The sequence below is a fragment of the Janthinobacterium sp. HH102 genome (assembly GCF_001758625.2).
GTDB lineage: Bacteria > Pseudomonadota > Gammaproteobacteria > Burkholderiales > Burkholderiaceae_D > Janthinobacterium.
Map to the genome: position 1 here is coordinate 2,434,672 of NZ_CP062062.1, position 19,884 is coordinate 2,454,555.

The following is a 19,884-nucleotide window of genomic DNA, read 5'->3' on the forward strand; positions in this document are numbered from 1 at the left end:
ACGCCATGCCACGCAAAGCCGATGCCACCTTGCCGCAGATGGAGCTGGAACAGCAGCGCGACGCCACGCCCGGCTTCGAGCCGAAAGGCAGTTTCGGCTTCATCCGCTACCTCGAGCACGGCTTTCCGAATGCGCTGGTGCGCTGGCATTACCACGACGAGTACGAACTGCACCTGATCGTCGAGAGCAGCGGCAAGGTCTTTGTCGGCGACTACATCGGTCAGTTCACGCCTGGCCACCTGGTGCTGACGGGGCCGCGCGTGCCGCACAACTGGGTCTCGCTCGACACGCCGGCCGAGGGCGTGGCCCTGCGCGACATGGTGATCCAGTTCGGCCATGCGCCGCTGGCGTCGATGGCGGCCGCCATTCCCGAATTGAAGGGCATCTTCCCGCTGCTGCAGCGCGCCCTGCACGGCGTGGAATTCTTTGGCGTCAGCGAACAGTCGCTGCGGCGCTTCCGGCGAATCCGCGACACGAGCGGCCTGCCGCGCTTCATCGAATTTCTCACCCTGCTGGGAGAACTGGCGCAGACCAGCGACTACCAGCTGCTGTCGACGGTGCCCATGCAGTCGAGCGACGACGACGTGGCGCTGGCGCGCATCAGCTCCGCCATCAACTTCATCGTGCACAATTACAGCAGCCAGTTCTCGCTGAAACAGCTGGCCGAGCAGGTGGACATGCCAGAGCGGACCTTTTCGCGCTTCTTTCGCAGCGCCACGGGCAACAGCTTCACGGATTTCGTCAACCGCCTGCGCATCAACAAGGCGTGCCAGCTGCTGATGGAGACAGAGCGCTATGTGAGCAACATCTGCTACGAGGCGGGTTTTAACAATGTGGCCAATTTCAACCGGCGCTTCCTGGAATTGAAGGGCATGACGCCGAAGGAGTTTCGCCAGCAGGCGCTGGGCCGTTTTGGCGAGTGAAGCTTTTTGAGGTACATTCGATGGCACGGGCGGGGACAGCCTGAGAGAGACAAGCATGGAACACCTATGGCACAAGGACAGCGAGCGCAAGGCGCCCGAGCTGGAACGCGAAAGCTACGACGGCATCATCAATTACCTGGAACATGGCTATCCCAGCTCGCGCGTGCGCTGGCACTGCCATGAAGAGTATGAGCTGCACCTGATCGTCGCCACCAGCGGGCGCCTGTTCGTGGGCGACTATATCGGCGAATTCTCGCCCGGCCACCTGGTGCTGACGGGCCCGCGCCTGCCGCACAACTGGATTTCCAACGTGATGCCGGATGGCGGCGTGGCCCTGCGCGACATGATCGTGCAGTTCGCCCATGCGCCGCTGGCCGGCGCCGCGCGCGTGATTCCCGAACTGCGCGAGTTGCTGCCGCTGCTCGAGCGCTCCAGCTATGGCGTGGAATTTTTCGACATGGGCCACGAGGCCGAGCGCCACCTGGCGCGCATCCGCGCCACGCATGGCGCCGAGCGCTTCGCCGAATTCGTGCAATTAATGAGCAAGCTGGCGCGCACGGCCAACTACCGTCTGCTGTCGAGCGCCTCGCTGCGTTCCTATGACGATGACGCCACCCTGGCCAAGGTCAATTCCGTCCTCAACTACATCACGGACAATTACCGCGAGCCGATTTCGGCGGAAATGCTGGCCGAGCAGGTGGGCATGTCGCTGAGTAAATTCTCGCGCTTCTTCCGCAAGGCGACGGGCAACAGCTTTACGGATTTCGTCAGCCGGCTGCGCATCAACAAGGCGTGCCAGCTGCTGATGGACACCGACCAATACGTATCGAACGTCTGCTACGACGTGGGTTTCCAGAACGTGGCCAACTTCAACCGCCGCTTCCTGCAGGTGAAGGGCGTCACGCCGAAGGAATTCCGGCGCCAGGCCGATGGCCGCTTCGGCGGCATCGGCGGACCTGTTGCGGATACGCCACTGGCGTGACGGCTGTCATGGGCTTGTCACTTTGAACAGTTACTCTCCACGGCTTCAATCCCACCTTAGCCGAGGAATGCATGAATACTGCTGTAACGTCGACCCCGAAACTGACCCTGCTGGCCATCGCCGCCGGCCTGGCCCTGGCCGCTTGCGGCGGCAGCGATAATCCGCCGGCGGAGCCTTCCAAGCCCGTGGCGCAGACGGGTGTGTTCCTCGACGGCGCGGTGGAAGGACTCGATTATGTGGCCGGCAGCGCCCCCAAGGCCAGCACCAACGCCAAGGGCGAATTCATTTGCAACCCGGGCGAGACGGTGGCCTTCAGCGTGGGCGGCCTGGCCCTGGGTTCGGCGCCATGCGGCGCCGTCGTCACGCCGCTGGCGCTGGCCGCCAGCACAAATGTGGCGGACGACAAGGTCGTCAACCGCCTGCTGGCGCTGCAACTGCTCGACGACGACAGCGATCCGTCGAACGGCATCAAGCTGACGGCCGAAGTGAAGGCCGCGCTGGCCGGCAAGACACTGGACTTTGCCACCGCCCCGGCCGTCTTCAACACGGCCCTGGCCGCGCACCTGGCGTCGGTAGGCGGAAAATTCGCCGGCCGCACGGTCGATGCCGAACGCCGCGCCCTCGTGCGCGAGCATTTTGAAGACACGCTGGCCTCGAAGGCGGGCGCGCCCGTCAACGAAGCGCTGACGCAAGCCAATCCGGTGGGCGAAGTGAAAGTGACGGTGACGCGCTACCAGATCCAGGCGGCCGACAAATTCTACGTGCCGTACGAAGGCGCGAATGCGAAAATTAAGGGAGAATTCCCGAACGGCTTCCTGCCGTCGTACGGCTCGGGCCTGGCCTACAAGGGCAAGAACGCGGCCGGCGACCTGGAATTCTATGGCTTGACGGACCGCGGCCCGAACGGCGACGGCCCGCTGGTGCCCGATCCTTCGGGCAAGGGCACCATCGGCAGCAAGATCTTCCCGTCTCCCAGTTTTACGCCGTCGTTCGGCGTGATCACCGTGGGCAAGAACGGCGCCGTGCTGGGTTCGTCGACGCCGATCAAGGTGTCGGCCACCGTCAACAGCTCGGGCTTGCCCGTGCCCGTGGGCGCGGTCGGCAATTCTGCCGAGATTCCCGTCATGGATGCGATGAAGTTCGACGCCGCCGGCAAGGCCGTCTTCAACGCGGGCGGCCTCGATTCGGAAGCCATCGTCGTCGATGCCAAGCGCAATGCGCTGTGGGTGTCCGACGAATACGGTCCCTTCATCGTCAGGATCGATGCGGCCACCGGTATCATCCAGGCCAAGTACGAGCCGGGCAAGGGCTTGCCGGCGCTGTTCGCCAAGCGCCGCGCGAACCGCGGCATGGAAGGCATGACCTTAGATACGAGCAACGACAAGCTGTACGCCTTCCTGCAAAGCCCTCTGTCCGACGGCACGGCACCATATTCTGTGACGAAGAAGAATGAACAGGTCGAGCGCTTTGCCCGCTTCACGCGCTGGATCGAATTCGACCCGGTGACGGGCACCAGCGGCAAGATGTACGCGTATCCGCTCAACGCGGCCGACTACCAGGATGGCCGCACGGGCAACGCCAAGCTGGGCGACATGGTGGCGCTGGGCGGCGGCAAGTTCCTCGTCATCGAGCAGGGCGCCGCACCGTCGGGCAAGGTCTTCAACAAGCTGATGCTGGTCGAACTGAAGGGCGCCACCGACATCGCGGCCGCCGCCTTCAACGCGACGACGTCCGATCTGGAAAAGAGCAGCATGGGCGGCGCAGCCGTCAATGGCGCCGACTGGGCCGCTGTCATGCCGCTGAAGAAAACCCTGCTGCTGGACTTGAACGCCATCGGCTGGGCGGCGGAAAAGGCCGAAGGCCTGACCTTGATCGACGACTCCACCATCGCGCTGGCCAACGACAATGACTTCGGCCTGAAAACCAAGGTCTTCGACGCGAATGGCGTGGAAGTGGCGGACGCCGACGTGACCAAGTGCACGGTCGATGCCAATGGCACCATCGTCACGAGCAGCGCGGCCGGCTGCAATGCCGCCAACACCATCCGCGTGGCGCGCGGCGACGACCGCGAGCGTCCTAGCCGTTTGTGGATCGTGAAGTTCGCCAAGGCGCTCAATAGCTATTGAGCGGGAGCGGTGGTGATGTCGGATTACGCGCCGCTGCGCGGCGCTAATCCGACCTACAAAACAAAAAACCGCGCGGTGCAGAGATGCACCGCGCGGTTTTTTTAACCCCTGAAGGCGAAGTACCGGGGTCGGACCCTGAGGGTCCGACCCCAGCCTTTGCGCTGCGGGTTATTTCTTTGCTGCGGGTTATTTCTTTGTATACGTATTCAACCAATCGAGCACCGTGTGATGCCACAGCAGCGAATTCGCCGGCTTCAGCACCCAGTGGTTTTCGTCCGGGAAGACCAGCAGCTTGCTTGGGATGCCGCGGCGCTGCAGCGCCGTGAAGGTACCCAGGCCTTGCGCGGTGGGGATGCGGAAGTCCAGGTCGCCCTGGAGCACCAGCATCGGCGTCTTCCAGTTCTTCACGAAGCTGACGGGGTTGAACTGCTCGTACTTGGCCGGCGCGTCGTAATAGGTACCGCCGTTTTCCCACTCGGTGAACCACAGTTCTTCCGTCGCGTATGCCATGCCGCGGTTGTCGAACACGCCGTCGTGGTTGACCAGGCATTTGAAACCGTCCGGCCAGTTACCGGCGATCCAGTTCATCATGTAGCCGCCGTACGACGCGCCCAGCGCGCAGCTGCGCTCGCGGTCCAGCCACGGGAACTTCTTGGTGGCCGCTTCCAGACCCTTCTGCAGGTCGACCAGCGGCTTGCCGCCCCAATCGCCGCTGATGGCATCCGTGAACTTCTGGCCATAGCCGGTGGAACCGTGGAAGTCGATGAAGACGGTGGCGTAGCCGGCGCCCGCATACACTTGCGGATTCCAGCGGTAGCTCCAGCTGTTGCCGAAGCTGCCTTGCGGGCCGCCGTGCACCAAAAAGGCGATCGGATACTTTTCGCCGGCCTTGGCGTTCCATGGCTTCATGACGTGGCCGTAGACGGTTTCGCCATCCGCGCCCGCGAACGAGAACTGCTCATATTCGCCGAAGCGCACGTTGGCCAGCGCTGCCGCATTCTGTTTCGTCAGCTGCACCATCGGTGCCGATTCGGACTTCGCATCGAGCTTGCGCGTGTACAGCTGCGCGCCCGAAGCCAGGTTCGCCTGCGCCAGCACGATGGTATTGCCGCGCACGTCGAATTCGCCCACGGCGCCCTTGCCCGTCAGTGCGTTGACCTTGCCGCTGGCCGCGTCGATGTGGAACAGACGGTGCTGGCCCACGTCATCGGCGGCGACGAGGAAGGCCTTGCCGTCCGGCGTCCAGCGGAAATCAGCCACGGAACGGTCCCAGTCGTCGGCCAGGGTGCGCTTCTTGCCTGTGGCAACGTCCATCAGCACCAAATGAAAACGGTCCGCTTCGAAGCCAGGCTTGGTCATGGCGACATACGCGAGGGTGCGGCCGTCCGGCGAGTAGGTGGCTTTCGCATCCCAGGCGGGATTGTCGGCCGTGAGGTTGCGCGGCGCCTGGCCGCCGGCGGCAGGAATCGTGTAGACGTCGAAATTGGTCGACCACGATTCCGTGCGGCCGGCCACGCGCACCGAGAAGGCCACCGTCTTGCCGTCCGGGCTGAAGTGGTATTCGCTGTTGTCGCCGAATGGCTTCGATGGCGCGTCGCCGTCGAGGGTGCCGCTCAGGCTCACCGGCGTGGCGCTGACCTTGCCGGCCGCGTCGATCGGCGCCGAGTACAGCGCATTGCGGCGGCCGTCGGCCCAGGTATCCCAGTGGCGCACGAACATCTGGTCGTAGACCATGCCGCTGGCCTTGTTTTTCGCTTTTTCATCGAGGCGCTTTTTCGTGCAGGCGATGTCCGCGCAATCGAGGAAGACGCCCATGCTGAAGGCCAGGCGGTCGCCCTGCGGCGACAGGCGGTAGGTATCGACGTCCAGTGCCAGGTCGGTGACCTTGGCCGCTTCGCCGCCGTTCAGGGGCAGTTGCCACACTTGCGAGGAGCCGGAACGGCTTGATAGGAAGTAGATGGCGTCGCCGTTCGGCGACCATTGCGGATCGCTGGCGCTGGCGTCGCCGCGCGTGAGCTGGCGCGGCGACGCGTTCGGCGCGCGCAGGTCGATCATCCACAGCTGCGTGTTGCCGCGGTTTTTCTCCAGGTTGGTCGTGCGCACCGTGTAGACGACGCGCGTGGCGTCCGGCGACAGCACGGGGCTGCCCACACGTTCCATGGCCACCATGTCTTCCACGGTGAAGCCGCGCGGCGCGGCCGGCGCCGATTCCGCAGCAACGGCGGTGGTGGCCATGGCGGCACTGAATGCTCCCAAGAGCAGCAGACGTAAACTCATTCAAACTCCCGATTCTGATGACGACGTTATCGATATGGTATTGACGTGGCCGGCTGTACCGCCGGCAGCCCGACATCATAGCAATAAAGACGCGCCCGCTGCGGGAGTTGACCGCCGGTTAGCCGGCCGGAACTGCCAGTTGGTCGAGCGCCACGTGGCCCAGGAAACCGCCCCGGCTGGCGGCCGGCAAGCCCGCTTCGATGGCGTGGGCAAAGCGGATGCCGGGGTCCTGTTCCAGCGCCGCCAGCACGCGCGCCACCTGCGGATAGTCGCTTAGCCGCGCCAGCTGCAGCGGTTCGGCCCAGCGCGCCGTGGCGGCCAGGTAGGCGTCGGCAATCGTCGGCGCGGCATCGGAAGCGAGCCAGGCGCGGCCTTCAAGCAGGCGTTCCAGGTGCGCCAGGCTTTTGTTGACCTTCTCGACGGCCATTTCGCGCCAGACGGCCGCGCGCGCATCGTTTTCTGCCGCGCGGCTGGCCTGGAAGGCGGGCATGAAGGCGGCGTGGAAGGTCGTGTGCAGAAACGACAGCGCGCTGTTCAGGCGGTCGCAGGCGGGCGTGCCCTGCGCAAAGCCCAGGCCGCTGTTCGGCGCGCGGGCGGCGATATGCAGCAGGATCGCCATGCTTTCCAGCAGCGGCGTGCCCGCGTGCGTGAGCAGGGCCGGCGTCTGGCCCAGGGGATTGATGGCGAGAAAGGCCGGATGCTGCTTGCTGGCCGGGTCGCGCGCTTCGACGCGGGCCAGGCGATACGGCAAGCCGCTCCATTCGAGGGCGGCGATGGCGGCAAACGAGCAGCCGAACGGCACGCTGTAGATCAGGGTGGTTTCCATGCTGGAGTTCCATTCAGGTGAGGGAAGGGCAGTCTAATCGCGATAGTTACTATTTGGAAGAAGGCAGAATAATGTGGTATAGGTACACTTTTTATACCAGATAGGGATCGCCATGAAGGACAATGTCTCCGGCTGCGCAGTGGAAGAAGCGATGCGTTTGCTGGGCGGGCGCTGGAGAGCGGTGCTGCTCAGCTATCTGATGGCAGGGCCGAAGCGCTTCAGCGAAATCCGCCGCGCCGTGCCGAATATCTCGCAGCGCATGCTGACCCTGGACTTGCGCGCGCTGGAAGAGGCGGGCTTGCTGACGCGCACGATCTATGCGGAAGTGCCCGTCAAGGTCGAGTATCAACTGACGGACGAGGGCCTGCGCCTGCGCGAGCTGGTCGAGATGCTGCGCGCCATCGGCCTGCGCCTGCGCGGACAGGCGGACGGGGGCGGCGCCTTTCTCGCGCCCGATGCCGTGGATAGTTCTCTATAGGAACAGCTGTTTTTATGCAAAGTGCTAGACTGCCGGCCTTTGATCACTACTTTTGACACCATGCGCCTGACTACCCTCGCCCTGACCGCCGCCGCCCTGTTCGCCGCCTTGCCGGCCCAGGCCGCTACCATGCCCACGCTCGAACACATCCAGGCCGCCGTGCAGGCGGGCGTGGCCAAAACGCAAGCCAGGATGCAATCGTCGATACCGGTTCCCATTCCCGTCAAGGCCACCAGCCTGCAGGGTTGCCAGGATTCGCAGGAAGTGCCGGGCGAGGTGGTGTGTCTGGTCGGCATGAGCGCCGGCATGCGCGACGGTTTTATGGTCTTGCCGCTACGTAACGATAACGGCACCTGGGTCGGCGTCGAGCGCAAGGATGCCAAGTTTGCGGGACCGTCGCCGGCCGAGGCGCAAGCGATGATACGCGCCTGGGCCAAGGAAGAAGTGGCGCGCAATCCGGAGGCGGCCAAGGACGTGCAGATGCAGGAAGCGCAAAGCACCATGCAGGTCAAGGCCGTCAACGAGTGCGACGTCAAGCGCAAGACGGGCTACCTTGTGTGCGATACGCAATTGAGCGTGCCGAGCCGCCCGGAAGGCATCAAGACGGAACTGACCTTCATGCTGGAAAACGCCGGCTGGCGCTACGTGCCGCGCTAAGCTGCCGGCCGCCAGCCCGCTCGCCCAGCGGCCTGACATTCCTTTCTCCATAGCACCAGCCCCACTTCGGGGCGTCTGGCGCTCACGCACTTCCCTCCTGCACGTCCAGCCTGCGTGGCGGCCCACGCGGCCGCCGGCAGGCATATCGCATCCCTCATCAGCACCAGACATACAGTTTAGCGTAGGCAATATGGCTGAATTGATATATTTGTTGATTCAATATTTTATGAAATGAAAATGATAGAATTGATGATTATTTTTATTTATGTTGTGATTCTGCCATATAAAGCAATATATTTGGTGTAATCGTTATTTTTGGCGTATGATATTGATAATGCGCAAGTAAATGCTGCGATTTGAATGTCTGGAGAACCGCCGTGCTGAAAAAAATAACGAGTAGCGAACTGATGCTGGGAATGTATGTCGAACGTCTGGGCCGTTCCTGGCTCGATACCCCTTTCTGGACGCGTTCTTTCTTGCTGGAGTCGCCGGCTGACCTCGAGCGTATCCGCTCGGCACGCCTGTGCGAAGTGTGGATCGACACGACGCGCGGGCAGGCGCCGCAAGTCGCGCCGCCCGCCGTGCCTTCTGCCGCGCCGCCGGCCGCGGCAGGCGCTCCCGCGGCCGCGCCAGCGACGGTGCCCGCAAGCAAAACCGTCGCCGATCCGGGCCCGCCCCGCTCGCGCGAGGAGGAACTGGCGCGCGCCCGGCGCCAGATCGAACGCTCGCGCCAGGCCGTGCAGACGATGTTCGACGAGGTGCGCATGGGCAAGGCCTTGTCCGCGGCGCAAGCTTACGAACTGGTCGACGATATTGCCGCCTCGATGCAGCGCGGCGGCGACGTCCTGCTGGGCCTGGCGCGCCTGAAATCCGCCGACAATTACACGTATATGCACTCGGTGGCCGTGTGCGCGCTGATGACGGCGCTGGCCAGGGAGCTGGGCCTGGCGCCCGAGCAGGTGCGCTCGGCCGGCCTGGCGGGTTTGCTGCACGATATCGGCAAGATGGCCGTGCCGTCCGCCATCCTCAACAAGCCGGGCAGCCTGAGCGAAGCGGAATTTTCCTCCGTGCGCGCCCATCCGGCCGCCGGCCACCGCATGCTGCAGGAAGTGGGCGAGATCGACCCGGTAGCGCTCGACGTGTGCCTGCACCACCATGAAAAACTTGATGGCAGCGGCTACCCCAAGGGGCTGCGCGGCGAGGAAATCAGCCTGTTTGCGCGCATGGGCGCCATCTGCGACGTGTACGACGCGATCACCTCGAACCGGCCGTACAAGCAGGGCTGGTGCCCGGCCGATTCGCTGCGCCGCATGGCAGGCTGGCGCGGCGGACACCTGGATGCGCAACTGTTTGCCGCCTTCGTCAAATGCCTGGGCATCTATCCGCTGGGCACCCTGGTGCGGCTGCAGTCGGAGCGCCTGGCCGTGGTGGTGGGACAGTCGCCGGGCAAGCCGCTGACCCAGCCCACCGTGCGCGTGTTTTTTTCCATCCGCGCCGGCACCTGCATCGCCCCGACTCTGCTCGACCTGGCCGCGCCGGGTTGCCAGGAGCGCATCGTTTCCACGGAAAGCGCAGCCCAGTGGCGCCTGCAGGACATCGACCGTTACTGGGCCGGCGAACCTGCCGTGGCATGACGGCCGGCAGGGCCGTAATAAAGTGCATTTTGTTAATAATAAAATATTAAAATAATGGTGCCAGTGCCGTGCCCGCTTTGCTGGCTGGCGACCGTTCCTTGTCCGCAAACCCGTCACCGTACGGGCTACTTTTGAGGATGTGACCATGCGACTCAATCTTCCCGTCAGCGATACCGAACTCACACTGAGCGATAGCGAGACCATCGTCTCGACTACTGACTTGCAAGGCAATATCACCTATGCCAACCCGTATTTCATCGCCGTCAGCGGTTACAGCGCGGAAGAATTGATCGGCGCGCCGCAAAACATCCTCCGGCATCCGGACATGCCGGCCGAAGCGTTCGCCGATTTCTGGGCGACCATCCGCTCGGGACGCTCGTGGAGCGGCATGGTGAAAAACCGCTGCAAGAGCGGCGATTATTACTGGGTGCTGGCGAACGTGACGCCGGTGGTCGAAGACGGCGTGGCCGTCGGCTACATGTCCGTGCGCACCAAGCCGACGCGCCAGCAAGTGGCGCAGGCGTCCGCCCTGTATGCGCGCATCAAGGCGGGGCAGGCCGACGGCATCGTCATCAGCCAGGGCGCGGCCGTGCGCACGGGCTGGCTGGCCAGACTGGCGCGCTTGCGCGACCTGCCGCTGGCCCAGCGCATCGGCTGGAACCTGGGCTTGCTGAGCCTGGTATTACTGCTGCAACTGGCGTGGAATGCGGGCGCGTTGCCGGCTGCGGCCCACGGCTGGCTGACGGGCCTGTCCGCGCTGGCTTTGTGCGCGACCCTGTATTTCTGGCACAGCTTGCACCGCGCCGTGCTGCAACCGCTGCAGCGGGCGCGCCAGGCCTGCGACGTGATGGCGGGCGGCGACCTGACGGGCGAGCTCGACACCACGCGGCGCGACGAGATGGGACAGTTGCTGCGTTCCTTGCGCCAACTGCGCGTGAACCTGCATTCCATCGTTGGCGACGTGCGCGGCAATTTCCTGCGCATCAGCATGGCCAGCCAGGAAATCGCCGCCGGCAATATGGATTTGTCCGGCCGCACGGAAGCGCAGGCCTCGGCCCTGCAGCAGACGGCGTCGAGCATGGAGCAGCTGGCGGCCACGGTGCAGCAAAATAGCGGCAACGCCGTGCAGGCCAGCGACATGGCGGGCAAGGTGCACGGCCTGGCAGGGCGCGGCGGCGAAATCGTCGGGCAGATGGTCCGCATGATGGAAGGCATTAACGTCTCGTCGAAGAAGATTGGTGACATCACGGGCATTATCGAAGGCATCGCTTTCCAGACGAATATTCTGGCCTTGAACGCGGCCGTCGAAGCGGCGCGCGCGGGCGACCAGGGGCGCGGTTTTGCCGTCGTGGCGGGCGAAGTGCGCAGCCTGGCCCATCGCAGCGCGGCGGCCGCCACGGAAATCAAGCAATTGATCACGGCGTCGCTGGAGCAAGTGCAGGCGGGCGCGAAGCTGGCGCAGCAGGCGGGCGTCAGCAGCGCCGAAATGCTGGGCGCCGTGCAGGGCGTGCACGGCATCATGGAAGAGATCGCCTCGGCGTCGCGCGAGCAAAGCCATGGCATCGGCCAGGTCAACATGGCCGTCACGCAAATGGATGAAGTGACGCAACAGAACGCGGCGCTGGTCGAGGAATCGGCGGCCGCCTCCGCATCGCTGCAGGGCCAGACCTTGCAGCTGGAACAGGCGATGGCCCTGTTCAAGCTGGAACGCCGGGGTGCTACAGCAGGCGTTCCGACAACGCCTTGAAGGCAACCTTGGGCACGAGGAAGGCAAACGGCTTCGATGCGGGCGGCAACTGCCCCAGCAAGCCGCAGTCGGCGCGCAAGGGCGTCAGTGCTTGCACTTGATCCACATCAACGGGCAAGTCGATTTCGCCGAAGACCAGCTTGCCGTTGCGCGGCACGTGCGCGATGGCCCCATCCTGGCAAGCGAGGAAAGCGACGGCGTCGCGCCAGTTGCCGAACAGTTGCTGCCAATCCGTATCGAGGCCATGCGCCGCCGTGATGGCCGCCTGCACATCGAGCGCCGGAGCGCTGCCGGCGCCGCTGGCAATGCTGCAGCGGGCCTGCGTGGCCGTGACCTCCAGCGCCATGCCGGCGGCCAGGTGCGTGGGCAGTATATCGCTGAACAGGCGCGTGCCCAGCGCATGCGGCAGGCTGGCCATGATGTTTTTCAAGAAATATACGCAAGGAACGGCCGGCGCGCCCGGCGGCGTATGGTCCAGGTACAGGCGCCAGTTGCTTTGCAGGGGAGACGGCAGCAGACGGCGCAGCGGGCCGAGCAGTGCAGGGCCGAAATGCCCGTGGCGGTACGTCAGCACCGTGAATGGCGTCTTGCCGTCGCGCTGCCACAGGGCCACGCCTGGCGGCAATAAGTTCTGCGCCGCAGCGGCGTCGACCAGCCAGCTCACGTAGACGACGTCGCGCACGTCGCTGTGCAGGTTCAGGAAGGGCAGGCGCGACATGACGGCCTGGCGCAGTTCGGCGAAATGCGCGCAATTGGCGAGCGCGGCAAACACGCGCCCCGGCCAGCCCGCGCGCGGGTGGCGGTAAGTGTTGTCTTGCAATTGGGAACTTTCGGGGAAAAAACTGAGGGGTAACACTCACGCAACAGCGCCCGTCCACATCATCGCGAGCGGCAGCGATGTGTGGCCGAGACGCGCAGCTGTGCTGGAGCACAGCGAGCATCGCAGGCCGCACAGGGCGCCGCGCAGCCGATGTGGGCGGGCGTCACTATTACTGCATATGCCAGCCGTGGCTGACCACGATCGACTGGCCGCTCAGGGCGTTCGACGGGAAGGCGGCCAGGAAGATGGCCGTTTGCGCCACGTCCTGCGTGGTGGTGAATTCGCCGTCAATCGTGTCTTTCAACATCACTTTCTTGATCACATCTTCCTCGCTGATGTGCAGCTGGGCCGCCTGTTCGGGGATTTGCTTGTCGACCAGCGGCGTGCGCACGAAGCCGGGGCAGATGACGTTGGCGCGGATGCCGTCCTTCGCGCCTTCCTTGGCCACCACCTTGGCCAGGCCCAGCAAGCCGTGCTTGGCCGCCACGTAGGCGCTCTTGAACGGCGAGCCTTCGTGCGAGTGCACGGAACCCATGTAGATGATGGCGCCGCCGCGGCCCGCCTTGATCATTTCGCGCATGCAGGCGCGCGTGGTGAGGAAGGCGCCGTCCATGTGAATGGCCAGCATCTTTTTCCATTGGTCGAACGGGTAGTCGACGACGGGGCTGATGATCTGGATGCCCGCATTGCTGATCAGCACATCGATGCCGCCGAAGTGGGCCACGGCGTCCGCCACGCCCTTGTCGACCTGCTCTTCGCTGGAGACATCCATGGCGACGGCAAACGCCTGGCCGCCCGCTTGCTTGATTTCCTCGGCCGTCTTGCTGGCCGCTTCCAGGGCCAGGTCGGCGATGACGACCTTGGCGCCCTGTTTTGCGTATTCGATGGCCATTTCCTTGCCGATGCCGCTGGCGGCGCCGGTAATCAGTGCGACTTTGTCTTTGAGTTGCATATTAATCCTTTGCATTGCGGGTTGGAGTGATCGTGGGAAGTCAGACTTTGCCAGTATAGCCAGAAAACGCGTCAGGCATGGCCCGCGCACGCCTGTAAGCCGGCTTGCTTTTCCTGTAATTGCTGCAGGCGCCAGGCGCCGGGATTGGTGCCCGACCAGGTGCGGAACGCGTGGTTGAACGCGCTTTGTTCCTGGTAGCCGAGCAGGAAGGCGATGTCGACCAGCGACAGGTCCGGCTCGCGCAGATAGTCGCGCGCCAGGCCATAGCGGGCCTGATCCAGCAGGGCCTGGAAGCTGGTGCCCGCGTCGGCCAGCTTGCGCTGCAAGGTGCGCGGCGTGACGGCCAGGGCGGCGGCAACGGTGGCCAGCCGCGCCGAACCCTGACGCAAGCCTCTCACGATGGCCGCGTGCACCTGCGCGTCGATGGTGCCGCCAGTGTCCGTTTCAGCCTCGCGCTGCGCCAGCAATTGTTCCGCATGCCGGCACAGCACGGGATACAGGCTGACGTCCGCGTTCGGCACGGGCCAGTCCAGCAATTGCGCGTCGAAGGTGGCCGTGTTGGCGGGGGCGTTGAAGGCGGGCAGACTGCCCAGCACGCGCACGTATTCGTCGCGGTGCGCCGCATGGCGCAGCAAGTCGCCGCCGCCATCGTGGGTAAAGGCCAGCCGGGCCGGCGGCAGCGGCATGCCCGCCAGCCAGTCGCCGCACACGCGTATGCCGGCAAAAACGCTGTCGACCAGGTGCCGGCTGGCGCCCGGATAGTTGCTGGCCCAGCGGTAATGTGCGATGGCGCCGTCGCGCTGCAGGGTCGAGCGGCCCAGGTCGTGCGCCAGCCGTTCATAGCGGGCCGTCTGTTCCAGCGCCTGGCCCACGTTGCTGCAACTGAGCAAGATCAAGCCATAGGCGCTGTACGTGCCCATGCGCACGCGCTGGCCCACGTGCAGGCCGAAATGCGCGTCGCCCGCCAGCAGCGCGCCCGCATCGAGCAGACGCACGTAGTCGCGCGCGGCCAAGCCCATGCCAGGCGCGGCCGCTTCCAGGCCGTGCGGCGCCACGCCGGCCGCCTGCGCCAGGGTGACGCTATCGATGCCGTGGGCGCCGGCCGCTTCCAGCAGCGGCAGCAGATAGGCGCCGGCGACCCGGCCGTCAGTGCTTGTCATGATGGAACAATGCGATTGTCATGAAAAACCAATACCCTTCGTCTGTGGCGGCATATGCTATTGATCTAGCAAGAAAATCAGGCAAGAACAGTATAGCAAGCCGCCGTGGCGCGCAACTGGCCGAATACAGGGGATGTCCATGCAACGCTGGAATGGCTGGGGAGATGAAAGCATCGTGTATGCGCTGAACGAGGATGCGCTGGCATTCCTGCGCGAGCGCCTGGGGCCGGGCAGCGTCATAGCCGACGCCAGCTTCGACGACGCCTGCGCGCAGGTGCCCGCCTCGCGCCTGGCGCCGCATCCGCTGATCGACACCCAGCCTGCCACGCGCGTGCGCCATGCGCTCGGTCAAAGTCTGCCCGACTGGTTTAAATTACGCCACGGCCGCATCGGCGCGGTGCCCGACGGCGTGGCCTTTCCCGACAGCGCGCTGCAGGTGCGCCAGCTGCTCGCGTATGCGCGTCAGGCGTGCGTGACCGTCATTCCTCATGGCGGCGGCACCAGCGTGGCCGGGCATTTGACGGTGGCGGCGGGGCCGCGCCCCGTGCTGTCGATCAGTCTCGTGCGCCTGTGCGCGCTGGGCCACCTGGACCGCGAGGCGCAGCTGGCCACGTTCGGCGCGGGCGTGTATGGCCCCGACCTGGAGGCGCAGCTGCGCGCGCAGGGCTACACCCTGGGCCATTATCCGCAGTCGTTCGAGTATTCCACATTGGGCGGCTGGATCGCCACGCGCTCGTCGGGCCAGCAATCGCTGCGCTATGGCCGCATCGAGCAGCTGTTCGCGGGCGGCGAGGTGGAAACGCCGTCCGGCACCTTGAGCATCCCCACGTTTCCCGCCTCGGCGGCCGGCATCGACCTGCGCGAAATGGTGCTCGGCTCCGAAGGGCGGCTGGGCATCGTGACGCAGGCCACCGTGCGCGTTTCGCCGCTGCCGCCGTATGAGGCGTTCCACGCCGTGTTTTTCGCCGAATGGGGCCAGGCGCAGGCGGCCGTGCGGACGCTGGCCCAATCGCGCCTGTCCTTGTGCATGCTGCGCCTGTCGAACGCGCTCGAAACGCAAACCATGCTGACCCTGGCCGGCCATAAAAAACTCGTGGGACTGCTGGAGCGCTACCTGTCGCTGCGCGGCTGCGGCGAAGGCAAGTGCATGCTGATGCTGGGCGTCAGCGGCGACGAAAAACCGGCGCGCGCGGCCCTGCGCGGGGCGCTGGCGCTGGCGCGGCGGAACGGGGGCGTGCATGTGGGACGCCACATGGGCGACAAGTGGAAGCAGGGACGCTTTCGCAACGTCTACCTGCGCAACGGCGCGTGGGAACACGGCTATGTCATCGACACGGTGGAAACGGCTGTGGACTGGCCACGCGTGGCGCCCATGATGGCGGCGCTGGAGCAGGCGGGCGCCCGCGCGCTGGCGCAGCACGGCGAGCAGGTGCACGCGTACACGCATTTGTCGCACGTGTACGCGCAAGGCGCCAGCGTCTACACCACATATGTGTACCGGCTGGCGCCCACGTATGAAGACAACATGGCGCGCTGGCGCAGTCTGAAAGACGCGGCCGGCGCCGCCATCGTCGCCAACGGCGGCACCATCAGCCACCAGCATGGCGTGGGCACGGACCACGCGCCGTGGCTGATGGCCGAAAAGGGAGAACTGGGCATCGCCGCCATGCGTGCGCTGCTGCGCCAGTTCGACCCGCAGGCCATGATGAATCCCGGCAAACTGCTGCCCGAGGCCGGAGGCCCATCGTGAACAGGGCGGATCTGCCCGGCGTCCTGGCGCGCGAGTGGGATGTGCTGATCGTCGGCGGCGGCATCACGGGCGCCGGCATCCTGCTGGAAGCGGCGCGGCGCGGCCTGGCGGCGCTGCTGGTGGAGCAGCGCGATTTCGCCTGGGGCACGTCGAGCCGGTCATCAAAGCTGGTGCACGGCGGCTTGCGCTACCTGAAGCAGGGACAGTTCGCCATGACGCGCGAGTCGGTGCACGAGCGGGTAGCCTTGCTGGCGGATGCGGCCGGGCTGGTCGAACCGCAAGGCTTCGCCTTCGGCGACTACGCGGGCCGGAAGCCGGGGCGGCGTCAGTTCATGCTGGGCCTGGCCATCTACGACGTGATGGCGGGCAAGCGCGCGCGCCGCTATGTCGATGCGTCTGATTTTGCCATGCTGGCGCCGCACGTCCGGCGCGACGAGCTGCGGGGCGGCATGCTGTACCAGGACGCCAAGACGGACGACGCGCGCCTGGTGCTGCGCGTGCTGCAGGAGGCACGGCGTCATGGCGGCGTGGCGGTCAATTACCTGGGCGTGGCATCGCTGCTGCGCGAAGATGGCAAGGTCGCCGGCGCCACCTTGAACGATGCGCTCGATGGCATGGCATGCACCGTGCGCGCGCGCCTGGTGATCAGCGCCACGGGCGCCTGGGCCGACGCCTTGCGCGGCCAGGTGGGAGAACGGCCGAAACTGCGGCCCCTGCGCGGCAGCCATCTGCTGCTGCCGGCCTGGCGCTTGCCGCTGGCGCAAGCCGTCAGCCTGATGCACCCGCACGATGGCCGCCCCGTCTTCGCCTATCCGTGGGAGGGCGTGACCCTGGTGGGCACCACCGATGTCGACCACGGCGCCAGCCTGGACCTGGAACCGGCCATCACGCGCGGCGAACTCGATTACCTGCTGGCGGCGCTGCGCTGGCAATTCCCGCAGCTGGCGCTGGGCGAAGACGACGTGCTGGCCACGTTTGCCGGCGTGCGCCCCGTGATCGACAGCGGCCGGCTTGACCCGTCGAAGGAAGCGCGCGAACATGCGCTGTGGCTGGAAAACGGCTTGCTGACGGTGGCGGGCGGCAAGCTGACGACGTTCCGCGTGATCGCCCTCGACGCCTTGCGGCGCGCCGCGCCGCTGCTGCCGGGCTGGCAGGCGGATTTGCGTCCGCTGCCGATTTTCGACGCCACGCCGCCCTTGTCGGGCAAGGCCTTGCTGCTCGACGGTGAGCAGCGCGAACGGCTGCTGGGCCGTCATGGCGCGGGGGCGCAGGCCCTGTGCAATGCGGCGCGGGACGGCGAACTCGAACCGATTCCCGGCACGCAGACGCTGTGGGCGCAGCTGCGCTGGGGCGCGCGCATGGAAGACGTGCAGCACCTGGACGACTTGCTGCTGCGGCGCACGCGCCTCGGTTTGCAGCTGGCCGGCGGCGCGCTTGCTATCATGCCGCGCCTGCGCGCCATCTGTCAGCATGAACTGGGCTGGGACGATGCGCGCTGGGAGGAAGAACAGCGGCGCTACCTGGCCCTGTGGCGCCGCCATTACAGCGTGCCGCAGGGCGATTGAAAAAACCATAAAAAATAAACAAGAGGAGAACATCATCGACACGACCCTGTTTGGCCAGCCCCTGGCGCTGGGCGACGCGCGCATCACCTACGACAGCCTGTCGCCGCTGGACTTGCGCCAGCCCATCGATACCCTCGTCGACGACCTGGGCGAAGACCTGCTGCAAATCACGTGCGCGAATGGCGACATCGTCGACGTGGGCTGGTATCCGGCCTGGAGCGAACAGGGGCGCTTGCGCGTGGTGGCCGTGCGCGGGCAGGACTGGGAAGCGCCCGTCTTCAGCGCGCAGCCTGAAAAAGATCCGCAGGCGCTGCTGCAGGCGCTGCGCGCCGCGCTGGTCAGCCTGGCATAAGCCATGACCAGCGTCTCCGGCCAGGGGCCGTACATTCTTGCCATCGACAATGGCACGCAAAGCGTGCGCGCGCTGCTGTTCGACCGGGAGGGGACGCTGGCGGCGAAGGCGCAAGTGTTCCTCGAAGCGTATTACTCGGACCACCCCGGGTGGGCCGAGCACGACGCCGACGGCTACTGGCAAGCCGTGTGCGCAGCGTGCCAGCAGCTGTGGCGCAGCACGGACATCAATCAGTCCTCGGTGGCTGGCGTGGCGGTGACGACGCAGCGCGGCACGGTGGTCAACGTGGACGAACACGGCGCGCCGCTGCGCCCCGCCATCACCTGGCTGGACCAGCGCAGCACGCGCGACATTCCCCCGCTGGCGCCGTGGTGGCGCGCCGCCTTCCGCGCCACGCGCCTCGACGGCACGATCACGTACTTCCGTCGCGAGGCCGAGATCAACTGGATCGCGGCGCACCAGCCCGACATCTGGCGCCGCACGCATAAATTCCTGCTGCTGTCGGGCTTTTTGAATCACCGCCTGTGCGGAAAATATATCGATTCGACGGGCTCGCAGGTGGCCTACATCCCGTTCGACTACAAGCGCCATGCCTGGGCCGGGCGCTTCGACTGGAAGTGGCAGGCGCTGGCGATACGACGCTCGATGCTGCCGGAACTGGTGACGCCGGGCACGCGCATGGGCGCCATCACGGCGTCGGCCGCCGCGGCGACGGGCATCCCGGAGGGCACGCCCTTGCTGGCGGCGGCCGCCGACAAGGCGTGCGAAGTGCTGGGCGCCGGCTGCGTCGAACCGCACGTGGCGTGCCTGAGCTATGGCACCACGGCCACCATCAACACGACCAGCCGCAAATACGTGGAAGTGACGCGTTTTATTCCGCCGTACCCGTCCGCCATGCCCGGCGCCTACAGCACGGAAGTGCAGATTTTCCGCGGCTACTGGATGGTCAACTGGTTCAAGGAGCAGTTCGGCGACCGCGAACGGGCGGCGGCCGCCGAGGATGGCACGGGCTTGTCCGCCGAAGCGCTGTTCGACCGCCTGGTCGAGGCCGTCCCGCCCGGCTCCATGGGTCTGATGCTGCAGCCGTACTGGAGTCCCGGCATCAAGGTGCCGGGGCCGGAAGCGAAGGGCGCCATGATCGGCTTTGGCGACGTGCACACGCGCGCGCACATCTACCGCGCCATCCTCGAAGGCCTCGCCTATGCGCTGCGCGAAGGCAAGGAGCGCATCGAGCGGCGCAGCGGCGTCGCCATCACGGAGCTGCGCATCGCGGGCGGCGGTTCGCAAAGCGATGCGGCCATGCAGCTGACGGCCGACATCTTCGGCTTGCCCGCCGCGCGCGCCCACGTGTATGAAAGCTCGGGCCTGGGCGCGGCCATCGCCGCTAGCGTGGGCCTGGGCTGGCATGCGGACTTTCCCGCCGCCGTGCAAGCGATGACGCGCAAGGGCAAGGTCTTCCAGCCCCATCCCGAGCACCGCAAAATCTATGAGCAGCTGTACCGGCGCGTGTACAGCAAGATGTATGCGCGGCTGCAACCGCTGTACCGCGAGATCGCCGACATCACCGGCTATCCGGAATAACTACGCCTTCAATGCTATTGCGAATCATTCTCATCCAGTATATGATGTGTTCCG

The 19,884-nt window shown here is 65.6% G+C and carries 16 protein-coding genes; 11 read left to right on the top strand and 5 right to left on the bottom strand.

Annotated elements, in window-relative coordinates; all coding sequences use genetic code 11:
• Positions 1 to 5 precede the first annotated feature (5 nt).
• From JAB4_RS11090 to JAB4_RS11100, 3 genes are all read left to right on the top strand, one after another.
• Positions 6 to 923 (top strand): AraC family transcriptional regulator, encoded by a 918-nt coding sequence (locus JAB4_RS11090; protein ID WP_070219864.1) that lies wholly within the window; start codon positions 6 to 8, stop codon positions 921 to 923.
• A 55-nt stretch (positions 924 to 978) separates the two neighbouring features.
• Positions 979 to 1,905: an AraC family transcriptional regulator gene (locus JAB4_RS11095; RefSeq protein WP_070219862.1), complete on the top strand. Its 927-nt coding sequence runs from the start codon at positions 979 to 981 to the stop codon at positions 1,903 to 1,905.
• Positions 1,906 to 1,976: 71 nt separating this feature from the next.
• Positions 1,977 to 4,031, top strand: coding sequence for an esterase-like activity of phytase family protein (locus JAB4_RS11100; protein ID WP_070219860.1), 2,055 nt, complete (start codon positions 1,977 to 1,979; stop codon positions 4,029 to 4,031).
• Positions 4,032 to 4,217: 186 nt separating this feature from the next.
• Here the strand turns inward: JAB4_RS11100 and JAB4_RS11105 are convergent, their stop codons facing one another.
• Entirely contained in the window at positions 4,218 to 6,308 is a 2,091-nt protein-coding gene (locus JAB4_RS11105; protein ID WP_070219858.1) for a S9 family peptidase, read from the bottom strand.
• 118 nt (positions 6,309 to 6,426) lie between these two features.
• On the bottom strand, positions 6,427 to 7,134 hold the full coding sequence (locus JAB4_RS11110; protein WP_070219856.1) for a glutathione S-transferase family protein: 708 nt from the start codon (positions 7,132 to 7,134) through the stop codon (positions 6,427 to 6,429).
• A 112-nt stretch (positions 7,135 to 7,246) separates the two neighbouring features.
• Here JAB4_RS11110 and JAB4_RS11115 point away from each other — a divergent pair, with 112 nt between their 5' ends.
• The 4 genes from JAB4_RS11115 to JAB4_RS11130 all read left to right on the top strand — a co-directional run bounded on the left by JAB4_RS11115 (position 7,247) and on the right by JAB4_RS11130 (position 11,650).
• A complete protein-coding gene (locus JAB4_RS11115) occupies positions 7,247 to 7,612 on the top strand; it encodes a helix-turn-helix domain-containing protein (protein WP_070219853.1) in 366 nt (121 codons plus the stop codon).
• Between the two features lie 60 nt (positions 7,613 to 7,672).
• Entirely contained in the window at positions 7,673 to 8,269 is a 597-nt protein-coding gene (locus tag JAB4_RS11120; protein ID WP_070308470.1) for a hypothetical protein, read from the top strand.
• Positions 8,270 to 8,646: 377 nt separating this feature from the next.
• Positions 8,647 to 9,903, top strand: coding sequence for an HD-GYP domain-containing protein (locus JAB4_RS11125; RefSeq protein WP_070219841.1), 1,257 nt, complete (start codon positions 8,647 to 8,649; stop codon positions 9,901 to 9,903).
• A gap of 145 nt (positions 9,904 to 10,048) precedes the next feature.
• Positions 10,049 to 11,650, top strand: coding sequence for a PAS domain-containing methyl-accepting chemotaxis protein (locus JAB4_RS11130; RefSeq protein ID WP_070219840.1), 1,602 nt, complete (start codon positions 10,049 to 10,051; stop codon positions 11,648 to 11,650).
• On the opposite strand, the gene JAB4_RS11135 is transcribed toward JAB4_RS11130, so the two are convergent.
• The 3 genes from JAB4_RS11135 to JAB4_RS11145 all read right to left on the bottom strand — a co-directional run bounded on the left by JAB4_RS11135 (position 11,622) and on the right by JAB4_RS11145 (position 14,582).
• On the bottom strand, positions 11,622 to 12,470 hold the full coding sequence (locus JAB4_RS11135) for a DUF2071 domain-containing protein (protein WP_083287280.1): 849 nt from the start codon (positions 12,468 to 12,470) through the stop codon (positions 11,622 to 11,624). The genes JAB4_RS11130 and JAB4_RS11135 overlap by 29 nt on opposite strands.
• Positions 12,471 to 12,639: 169 nt before the next feature.
• A complete protein-coding gene (locus JAB4_RS11140) occupies positions 12,640 to 13,422 on the bottom strand; it encodes a 3-hydroxybutyrate dehydrogenase (RefSeq protein WP_070219838.1) in 783 nt (260 codons plus the stop codon).
• Positions 13,423 to 13,493: 71 nt separating this feature from the next.
• Entirely contained in the window at positions 13,494 to 14,582 is a 1,089-nt protein-coding gene (locus tag JAB4_RS11145) for an AraC family transcriptional regulator (RefSeq protein ID WP_070219837.1), read from the bottom strand.
• Between the two features lie 139 nt (positions 14,583 to 14,721).
• Between JAB4_RS11145 and JAB4_RS11150 the strand changes: the two genes are divergently transcribed.
• From JAB4_RS11150 to JAB4_RS11165, 4 genes are read left to right on the top strand one after another with little or no spacing between them, the layout of a single operon-like run.
• A complete protein-coding gene (locus JAB4_RS11150) occupies positions 14,722 to 16,332 on the top strand; it encodes an FAD-binding oxidoreductase (RefSeq protein ID WP_070219882.1) in 1,611 nt (536 codons plus the stop codon).
• Positions 16,329 to 17,897: a glycerol-3-phosphate dehydrogenase/oxidase gene (locus tag JAB4_RS11155; protein WP_070300374.1), complete on the top strand. Its 1,569-nt coding sequence runs from the start codon at positions 16,329 to 16,331 to the stop codon at positions 17,895 to 17,897. The genes JAB4_RS11150 and JAB4_RS11155 overlap by 4 nt, the downstream gene beginning before the upstream one ends.
• Positions 17,821 to 18,249, top strand: coding sequence for a hypothetical protein (locus tag JAB4_RS11160; RefSeq protein WP_070219833.1), 429 nt, complete (start codon positions 17,821 to 17,823; stop codon positions 18,247 to 18,249). Before JAB4_RS11155 ends, JAB4_RS11160 begins: the two co-directional genes overlap by 77 nt.
• A 3-nt stretch (positions 18,250 to 18,252) precedes the next feature.
• Positions 18,253 to 19,830 carry an FGGY-family carbohydrate kinase gene (locus JAB4_RS11165; RefSeq protein WP_070219831.1) on the top strand — a complete coding sequence of 526 codons (1,578 nt, stop codon included), beginning with the start codon at positions 18,253 to 18,255 and terminating at the stop codon, positions 19,828 to 19,830.
• Positions 19,831 to 19,884: the final 54 nt, after the last annotated feature.

What these genes read in the sequence shown, in the direction of transcription:
- JAB4_RS11105 (WP_070219858.1), bottom strand. Translation starts at nt 6,308, where the DNA reads ATGAGTTTACGTCTGCTGCTCTTGGGAGCATTCAGTGCCGCCATGGCC.
- JAB4_RS11140 (WP_070219838.1), bottom strand. Translation starts at nt 13,422, where the DNA reads ATGCAACTCAAAGACAAAGTCGCACTGATTACCGGCGCCGCCAGCGGC.
- JAB4_RS11120 (WP_070308470.1), top strand. Translation starts at nt 7,673, where the DNA reads ATGCGCCTGACTACCCTCGCCCTGACCGCCGCCGCCCTGTTCGCCGCC.
- JAB4_RS11160 (WP_070219833.1), top strand. Translation starts at nt 17,821, where the DNA reads ATGCGCGCTGGGAGGAAGAACAGCGGCGCTACCTGGCCCTGTGGCGCC.
- JAB4_RS11165 (WP_070219831.1), top strand. Translation starts at nt 18,253, where the DNA reads ATGACCAGCGTCTCCGGCCAGGGGCCGTACATTCTTGCCATCGACAAT.
- JAB4_RS11115 (WP_070219853.1), top strand. Translation starts at nt 7,247, where the DNA reads ATGAAGGACAATGTCTCCGGCTGCGCAGTGGAAGAAGCGATGCGTTTG.
- JAB4_RS11095 (WP_070219862.1), top strand. Translation starts at nt 979, where the DNA reads ATGGAACACCTATGGCACAAGGACAGCGAGCGCAAGGCGCCCGAGCTG.
- JAB4_RS11090 (WP_070219864.1), top strand. Translation starts at nt 6, where the DNA reads ATGCCACGCAAAGCCGATGCCACCTTGCCGCAGATGGAGCTGGAACAG.
- JAB4_RS11110 (WP_070219856.1), bottom strand. Translation starts at nt 7,134, where the DNA reads ATGGAAACCACCCTGATCTACAGCGTGCCGTTCGGCTGCTCGTTTGCC.
- JAB4_RS11100 (WP_070219860.1), top strand. Translation starts at nt 1,977, where the DNA reads ATGAATACTGCTGTAACGTCGACCCCGAAACTGACCCTGCTGGCCATC.
- JAB4_RS11130 (WP_070219840.1), top strand. Translation starts at nt 10,049, where the DNA reads ATGCGACTCAATCTTCCCGTCAGCGATACCGAACTCACACTGAGCGAT.
- JAB4_RS11145 (WP_070219837.1), bottom strand. Translation starts at nt 14,582, where the DNA reads ATGACAAGCACTGACGGCCGGGTCGCCGGCGCCTATCTGCTGCCGCTG.
- JAB4_RS11150 (WP_070219882.1), top strand. Translation starts at nt 14,722, where the DNA reads ATGCAACGCTGGAATGGCTGGGGAGATGAAAGCATCGTGTATGCGCTG.